The organism is Streptomyces sp. NPDC006265 (assembly GCF_040613555.1).
Lineage (GTDB): Bacteria > Actinomycetota > Actinomycetes > Streptomycetales > Streptomycetaceae > Streptomyces.
Map to the genome: position 1 here is coordinate 1 of NZ_JBEXSH010000504.1, position 6,560 is coordinate 6,560.

A 6,560-nucleotide genomic window follows, 5' to 3' on the forward strand; every position below is an offset into this window, starting at 1 on the left:
GTTCTACTGCTCGGCTCGGAGGCGCGGGCCCGGCTCGGCGCCGGCGCGTCCCTTCGCGCTGGGCCCGAGCCATCCTTCCTTCCGCGCTCGGGCGATCCATGTCCGGATGGTCTGCTCGGGGCGGCCGTACGCGTCCGCGAGACGCCGTGTCGCGCCCTGCGGCTTGCCTGGTGCGGTCTCCCGCAGGTAGGAGAGGGCGACGTCTCGCAGGAAGCCGTCCGTCATGGCTGTACGCCCAGCGGAGACGGCCAGGGCTGCCGCTGGCGCGTCGGTGAGGTCGCTCGCCAGCGTCGCCGAGACGCGCCCGCGCACGTAGTCGAGGATCGTCCCGATCGGGATCTGTCGCATGAGCGTGCCGGTCACCTCAGCGGTGCTGTCCGGACCTGTGTCGACCTCGATCCGGGTCACCTTCAGCCCGTGCTCGGCGCGCACGACGTCGCCGTTGATTCGCCACACGCGCTCCGTCTCGCTCACTGCGGGCCGCGCCTGGAACGTGAAGTGATCCGGGTCAGCGGTCTCGCTGATGTCGAGGCTGAGCCGTACCTGGGTCCCGGGGAGCAGGAGGCCGGGCGGCGGGGGCGGTGTCTTGGCGGCTGTCACGGGGCGAGCATCGCAAACGTGGTGACACCGCGCAACAGTCACCCCCTCTCACCGGGTCATCTCGTTGGGTCGTCTGACCCTCTTGCAATCTGTCGTTGGGTCTGTCAGGGTGGCTACATGCCCGCTACGCCAGCGGAGAAAATCCGCTCTCGCCTGGGGGTTCGTCTCGAACTCCCGCAGCCCGACGAACGTCGTCGACTGCGCGAAGCCGCGCGGCTGTCCCAGCAGGACATCGCCGACGCGGTGGGCGCCACCCGGGCGGCCGTCGGCCACTGGGAGACCGGCTTCCGGTCGCCCCGGGGCCGTCTTCTCGCCGCCTACGTAGACGTCCTGCGGGTGCTTCGGGAGTCGGCGTGAGCCGCCCTCAGCGCACCCTCGCCGACGTCTACCGCGACAAGCCGCTGACCGACGCGCAGTGCCGCCGCCTGGTGGCCCTGCTCGGGCTCGCCCAGCCGCGCGCCACCCGGAGCAGCAAGAAGGCCGCCTGACCGCGCGCCAACGCGGCCCAGACGACCTCCCACCCGTCCAGACACGCCGAAGGCCCGGCACACCTACCACAGCAGACCGGGCCCTCAACAGAACGGATGTGACCCATTATGCAGAACACCAGGGCCCGCATGCTCGCCGCCGTCGCACCGACCGGCCGCACGCACCCGCTCCTCGCCGACACCGACGCCCCGCGCGAGCACGCCGAGCCGCACGCCGGCCCCTGCCCCACCTTCCGGGACTGCACCGTGACCGAGCCCGGCCACACCGACCACTACGCGCACGACGTCCTCGCCGTCCTCGACGAGCGCAACACCAGCACCGTCCTCGACGCCGGCATGGTCGCCCTGTCCGACGACGAGCCGCGCGCCGTGGTGTGCATCGGCGTCGCCGAATTCACCGACGCCGCCGCCGTCCACGCGAAGACTGCGGAGCTGCGCCGGATGCTCGACCAGGTCGACGCGATGGCGGACCGGGTGTTCGCCGACCACGAGGCCCGCGGCTGATGACCAGCCGCACGACGCAGGGAAGCCCCGCCACCGACACCACGGTGGCGGGGCGCCCCCGCGAGGACTGGGACGCCTTCCGCGAGGCGGTCCGCGCCCTCCTGCACGACCAGCCTTCCCCCAACCTCGTGCGCGCCGCCGCGCGCCGACTCACGCTCTACGTGCTCTCGCAGGCCGACGCCGAAGTCGCCGCCCGCGAGCAGCAGTCGGAGGCCGAGCACCGTTGATCCAGCCAGAAACACCGCGCGAGGGCCTCGAACTGGTCGTGGTCGGCACCGCCATGTTGCACCGCGAGCAGTTCCCGGCGCTCGCCGCGATCATCGAGCCGGGCACGATCCGGCACCCCCGCACCAGAGCACTCTGGGACGCCCTCGCCGACCGCATCCCCAAGGGGGTGCCCGTCGACTATGTGGCGCTCGGCATGGACGCCGACCTTGTGAAGGCCGTCGGCGGCCCGGCCATGTTCAGCCAGGTCGGGGCGCACGCTGTCGCTGATGCCCGCTGGCACGCCGAGCAGCTGCGCGACCTCGTGGCTCGGCAGCGGACGGACATCGAGATCCGGCACGCCCTGGAGCAATTCGCCGACGATCCCGAGGCGGCTCGTGCCGCAATCCGCGAAGCAGTCGACCGACAGGACGCCGCCGACTGGGACGAGCCGACACGGCTGGAGCCGCCGCCCCCGCCGGTGCTGGACGTGAAGCTTCTCGGAGGCATCGGCGAGATGGCCCAGGCCGTGGCCGACTCCTTGCAGGTGCCCGTGGACCTTCCGGCCTGGTTCGGCATGGCCGCCGCCTCGGCGGCCGTCGGCGGCCGGCGCACCGTGAGCCCCAAGCCGGATTGGTCCGAGCCGGTGAACCTGTACTGCATGACCGTGGCTGCCCCCGGCGAGAAGAAGTCGCCGTCCCGGTCGGCCATGGTCGCCCCGATCGCCGAGGAGGAGCAGCGACGCAAGGCCGCGGACCGGTACGCGGTCGCCCGAGACCAGCAGGAACGGCGCATCGCCGAAGCAGTCGTGGCCGCCGCTGAGCAGAAGGTCATCAAGGCGTCGGGCGCCGCGGCCCGGCAGAAGGCCCGCCAGGACCTGGACGCCGCGCGGGCCGAGATGGACGAACTCGGCGAGCCGAAGGTGCCCACGCAGATGCTCGCCGACGACACCACCCCCGAGGCTGCTGCCACGGTGATGGCAGAGCAGGGTGAACGGCTCGCGGTGATCTCCGCCGAGGGCGGGTTCCTCGGCAACATCGGTGGCCGCTACTCGAACCAGCCCAACCTGGAGATCGTGCTGAAGGCGTGGTCCCACGAGCCGCACACCGTGAACCGGAAGAACGGACCGCCGCTCTTCCTGACCCGCCCGAACCTCACGCTCGCGCTCGCCGTCCAGCCGGGCATGCTGGCCGGCCTCGGCGACACCGCCGAGGTGTTCGAGTCCCGCGGCTTCACTGGCCGGTTCATCTTCGCCGTGCCGCGCTCCCTGGTGGGGCAACGGTCCTACGACACCGACCCGGTACCCGCCGAGGTGCGGCGCCGGTACGCCGACGGACTGGCCCGGATGATCGTCACTGTCTGGGACGACACCGAGGTCCGGGAGATGGACCTCGACACAGACGCGCGGGCCGTCTTCAAAGCGTTCTGGGAGGAGTGGGAGCGCCGGCACCTGGTGCCCGGCGACCTCACCGCCGTTGAAGGCTGGTCGAAGAAGCTCCCCGGCCAGATCCTCCGCATCGCGGCCGTGATGTCGCTCTTCGACGCCCCGGACTGCATGACGGTGTCCGGCGAGACGATGGCAAACGCGGTCGCGCTGGTGCCGTACCTGCTCGCCCACGCCCGCCTGGTGGTCGACCTCATGTCCGCCGAGAAGCAGTCCCGCTTGGGGCCCGCCCGGGCCGTCCTGGACTGGCTCCGCAAGCGGCACCCCGAAGGGGCGTTGACCGCCGAGGATGTCAAGCGGGGTGTCCACGGACAGAGCTGGTTCGAGGACACCGACTCGGTACGGCAGGCCCTCGAGGTACTGGAGCGTCACGGCTGGATCCGCTGGCTTCCGGTGCCCGAGCGGACCGGTCGCCGTGGCCGTCCACCGGCACCTCGGTTCGTGGTTCACCCGAGGGTGCTGGAGCCGCCGCGATGAGTTTCCGCATTTTCCGCACGGCCCCCGAGGTTTCGGGGATTGATGCACGGCCCTCTATAGAAGGCCATTTTTCAACCAATTACTACTTACCGTAATTCTTTGACTGCAGGCTGGCGGTGTCCCTGGGGGTGCTGGGACCTATCCACACCCCCGGGACACCGTGCGAAAAGTGCGAGAAACCGGAGGCCCCCCATGACCGACCCCTTCCCGCCCCACCTCGACGGCGCCGTCATCCCCGGCGGCTGCCCCGACTGCAACGCCGAACAACACATCCGCCAAGACCAACCCGGCATCTGGGCAATCGGCATCCACCACGACGACACCTGCCCCACCTGGCACCGCATCGAGAACCAGCGCGCCGGCATCGTCCCCGACACCTTCCGCCGCTGACCCCCGGCGCATCCGGTTACAGCACCTCCGCGCATCACACGCACGTACATGTACGAGGAGCACCCCTTGACCACCCACGACCCCGCCATCCGCAAAACCCCCTATCCCGGCCGGACCGAACTCGACACAGCCAACCGCCGCTTCCGCCGCGCCGTCGCCCGACTCCACCGCGAAGCCCTCCGCACGAACAAAGACCTGCTGCCGGTCGTCGCCGCCATCGTTGAGGACGCCACGGCCACACTGGACGCCCTCGCCTCGCAGGCCGAACGCACCACCATGGAGGAACCCAGCCGCCGCAAGCTCCGCCAGGCCGTACGCGGCGGATCGACCCGGGCCGCCATGCTGCTGGTGAAGCTGGACACGGCGCTGGTGGAACGGGTGGCCGGCCGTGGCGACGGCTGACGACGACGCGGTGTCGCTGCTGCTGCCGCTGGTCGCCGTGCCCGTCCTCGAAGACCTCCTCGCCCGCCACCTCGTGGCCGCGTACCGCACCAGCGGCGGACGCCCGGCACCAGCGGCCCAACGCGCCCTGCACGTCCTGCACGAGGCCGCACAGGGCCGCAGTTCCGTCCCCGGAACCTCAACGCCCGCACCCGCCAGAGTGGATCACGGGTTCGCAGAACGCGTGTTGAGCGCAAGGGAAGCCGCCGCCGTCCTCGGCTGCACTGCCGAGTACGTGCGGCGGCTCGCCCGCACCGGACACCTCCGAGCCCACCGCGTCGGCGGCGTGTGGGCCGTCCGCCCCCAAGACCTCGACGCGTACCGCTACGGACGCACGGAGGGCACCGATGGGGAGCCAGGACCAGCACCACGAGAACGAGCCACAGACAGCGACTGAAGCCCTCGAACGGGCCGCCGCACTCACGCAGCAGGCCGACACAGCCGACCGCGAGGCCGGCCGCTACGCCTCCCACGACCTGCGCGAGCAGATCAGCACCCTCAAGACCCGTGCCGCCGACCTCCGCAAGCAGGAGCGCAAGCAGCAGAGCAAGCGGGACGCCGTCGCAATCGGCGCGCACCGCAAGGTGTTCCAGGCGCAGCACACTGCCGGCGCCGACGTGCCCGACCTCGACGACCTGCTTGGCGGTGACGCGGCATGACCGCCGAGACGCCCGAGGCGATCCTTGCCGCTGCGGACTCCGAGATCGAGCAGGCAGACGCCGAACTGGCGCAGCTCGAACAGCAGGTCATCGACGGCGACACCGACGTCACCCCCGACCAGATCGAGACCGCCCGCAAACACCGCTGGTGGGCCGGACTCCAGCGCAAGCAGGCCGAGAAGAAAGCCGCCGCCCTCCGCGACGCCGAAGCCACGCAGGCCCGCACGGTCGCGCAGCTGGAGGCCCGCCGCATCCTCGACTCTGTTCCGCAGTCCGACGTGGACCAGGCGGAGCAGGCCGCAGCCGAGGCGATGCACAAGCTGCGCGAGACCGTACGGGCCCGCAACGACGCCCGGGCCCGCGCGATCCGTGTCCTTCGAGCCTGTCCCGCGATCGAGCCGGGCCAGCGTCCGCAGGGCCTCGCCTGGGCGCCGATCACCGGGGCGTACGAGGGCAACGATCAGGTCGACAAGACGCGGCGCCTGTGGGTCGACGGCCAAGTGCTGCCCGCCCTCGACGAGGCCCAGCTGATGGACCGCGTGCGGAAGGCGCCGGCCACCGCCGACCACCAGGCGCAGCAGGCCGCCAAGAAGGAAGCCGCGGCCCGCCAGATCGAGCAGGACGCGGCCCTGTACCGCACCGACCCGCGCGCCTTCGAGGAGCTGTCTGCGGCCCGCCGTAAGCCCGCCCTCGACTCGATCGGCGTCGACTGGGACCAGTATCTGACCGATCCGGGCCGCCCGCGTATCGCGGCGAACCGGCTGTAGGGGGCGGCCACGATGGCTCTCATGGTGGGCGAGTTGGCCGCCCTTCTCAGCATCGACGACAGCAGCATGCAGCCCGACCTGCGCCGCGCCGAGCGCACCCTGCAACAGTCCGGGCAGCGCATGGGCGACGACGCCGCCGACGCCGGACAACAGGCCGGACGCAACATCGGCGACGGCGTGGCCGACGGGCTCTCCGGCCTGCGGACCCGAACAGGACTCCCTTACATGGCCCCTCGCCTCCTGGCCGCCGGCCTCGTCCTCGCCGGCGCGCTCGCCGCCTCCGCCTGCGGCCCGCTCACCGCTCCCGGCTCCACCGCCCAAGCCGCACCAGCCGCGGTCGGCGGCGGAACGGCGCTGGCCCAGCTGAACGACCTGACGGTCCGGGCGCAGATCCCCGTCGCTGGCTACAGCCGTGACGCCTTCGGACCGGCATGGAGCGATGCGGGCACGGTTGAGATGTCGGGGAATTCCTGTCCGACGCGTCAGGAGGTCCTGGCCCGCGACCTGGACGACGTCGTACGGGCCGGGGACGGCTGCACCGTCCTGTCCGGCGTTCTCCACGACCGGTACACGGGCCGGACGATCG

The 6,560-nt window shown here is 71.5% G+C and carries 11 protein-coding genes and 1 pseudogene; 11 read left to right on the forward strand and 1 reads right to left on the reverse strand.

Annotated elements, in window-relative coordinates; genetic code table 11:
- Positions 1–3 precede the first annotated feature (3 nt).
- Entirely contained in the window at positions 4–600 is a 597-nt protein-coding gene (locus tag ABZ281_RS31885) for a hypothetical protein (protein WP_356661130.1), read from the reverse strand.
- A 117-nt stretch (positions 601–717) separates the two neighbouring features.
- Between ABZ281_RS31885 and ABZ281_RS31890 the strand changes: the two genes are divergently transcribed.
- From ABZ281_RS31890 to ABZ281_RS31940, 11 genes and pseudogenes are all read left to right on the forward strand, one after another.
- Positions 718–957, forward strand: a complete 240-nt coding sequence (locus ABZ281_RS31890; RefSeq protein ID WP_356661132.1) for a helix-turn-helix transcriptional regulator — start codon at positions 718–720, stop codon at positions 955–957.
- Positions 954–1,088, forward strand: a complete 135-nt coding sequence (locus ABZ281_RS31895; RefSeq protein WP_356661134.1) for a hypothetical protein — start codon at positions 954–956, stop codon at positions 1,086–1,088. Before ABZ281_RS31890 ends, ABZ281_RS31895 begins: the two co-directional genes overlap by 4 nt.
- Positions 1,089–1,196: 108 nt before the next feature.
- Positions 1,197–1,592: a hypothetical protein gene (locus tag ABZ281_RS31900; protein ID WP_356661136.1), complete on the forward strand. Its 396-nt coding sequence runs from the start codon at positions 1,197–1,199 to the stop codon at positions 1,590–1,592.
- Positions 1,592–1,819 carry a hypothetical protein gene (locus ABZ281_RS31905; RefSeq protein WP_356661138.1) on the forward strand — a complete coding sequence of 76 codons (228 nt, stop codon included), beginning with the start codon at positions 1,592–1,594 and terminating at the stop codon, positions 1,817–1,819. The genes ABZ281_RS31900 and ABZ281_RS31905 overlap by 1 nt, the downstream gene beginning before the upstream one ends.
- Positions 1,816–3,717, forward strand: a complete 1,902-nt coding sequence (locus ABZ281_RS31910; RefSeq protein ID WP_356661140.1) for a YfjI family protein — start codon at positions 1,816–1,818, stop codon at positions 3,715–3,717. Before ABZ281_RS31905 ends, ABZ281_RS31910 begins: the two co-directional genes overlap by 4 nt.
- A gap of 192 nt (positions 3,718–3,909) precedes the next feature.
- Positions 3,910–4,107 (forward strand): hypothetical protein, encoded by a 198-nt coding sequence (locus tag ABZ281_RS31915; RefSeq protein WP_356661142.1) that lies wholly within the window; start codon positions 3,910–3,912, stop codon positions 4,105–4,107.
- Between the two features lie 66 nt (positions 4,108–4,173).
- The gene (locus ABZ281_RS31920; RefSeq protein WP_356661144.1) at positions 4,174–4,509 is read left to right on the forward strand and encodes a hypothetical protein; all 336 of its coding nucleotides are present in this window, start codon (positions 4,174–4,176) and stop codon (positions 4,507–4,509) included.
- A complete protein-coding gene (locus tag ABZ281_RS31925; protein WP_356661146.1) occupies positions 4,496–4,945 on the forward strand; it encodes a helix-turn-helix domain-containing protein in 450 nt (149 codons plus the stop codon). The genes ABZ281_RS31920 and ABZ281_RS31925 overlap by 14 nt, the downstream gene beginning before the upstream one ends.
- Positions 4,896–5,207 carry a hypothetical protein gene (locus tag ABZ281_RS31930; protein WP_356661148.1) on the forward strand — a complete coding sequence of 104 codons (312 nt, stop codon included), beginning with the start codon at positions 4,896–4,898 and terminating at the stop codon, positions 5,205–5,207. The genes ABZ281_RS31925 and ABZ281_RS31930 overlap by 50 nt, the downstream gene beginning before the upstream one ends.
- Positions 5,204–5,974: a hypothetical protein gene (locus tag ABZ281_RS31935; RefSeq protein WP_356661150.1), complete on the forward strand. Its 771-nt coding sequence runs from the start codon at positions 5,204–5,206 to the stop codon at positions 5,972–5,974. The genes ABZ281_RS31930 and ABZ281_RS31935 overlap by 4 nt, the downstream gene beginning before the upstream one ends.
- Before the next feature lie 21 nt (positions 5,975–5,995).
- A pseudogene (locus ABZ281_RS31940) lies at positions 5,996–6,560 on the forward strand (hypothetical protein); the annotation flags it as partial.

Bases quoted from the DNA above. Each gene is read 5' to 3' on its own strand.
- ABZ281_RS31935 (WP_356661150.1), top strand. From the start codon at position 5,204: ATGACCGCCGAGACGCCCGAGGCGATCCTTGCCGCTGCGGACTCCGAG.
- ABZ281_RS31905 (WP_356661138.1), top strand. From the start codon at position 1,592: ATGACCAGCCGCACGACGCAGGGAAGCCCCGCCACCGACACCACGGTG.
- ABZ281_RS31890 (WP_356661132.1), top strand. From the start codon at position 718: ATGCCCGCTACGCCAGCGGAGAAAATCCGCTCTCGCCTGGGGGTTCGT.
- ABZ281_RS31900 (WP_356661136.1), top strand. From the start codon at position 1,197: ATGCAGAACACCAGGGCCCGCATGCTCGCCGCCGTCGCACCGACCGGC.
- ABZ281_RS31915 (WP_356661142.1), top strand. From the start codon at position 3,910: ATGACCGACCCCTTCCCGCCCCACCTCGACGGCGCCGTCATCCCCGGC.
- ABZ281_RS31930 (WP_356661148.1), top strand. From the start codon at position 4,896: ATGGGGAGCCAGGACCAGCACCACGAGAACGAGCCACAGACAGCGACT.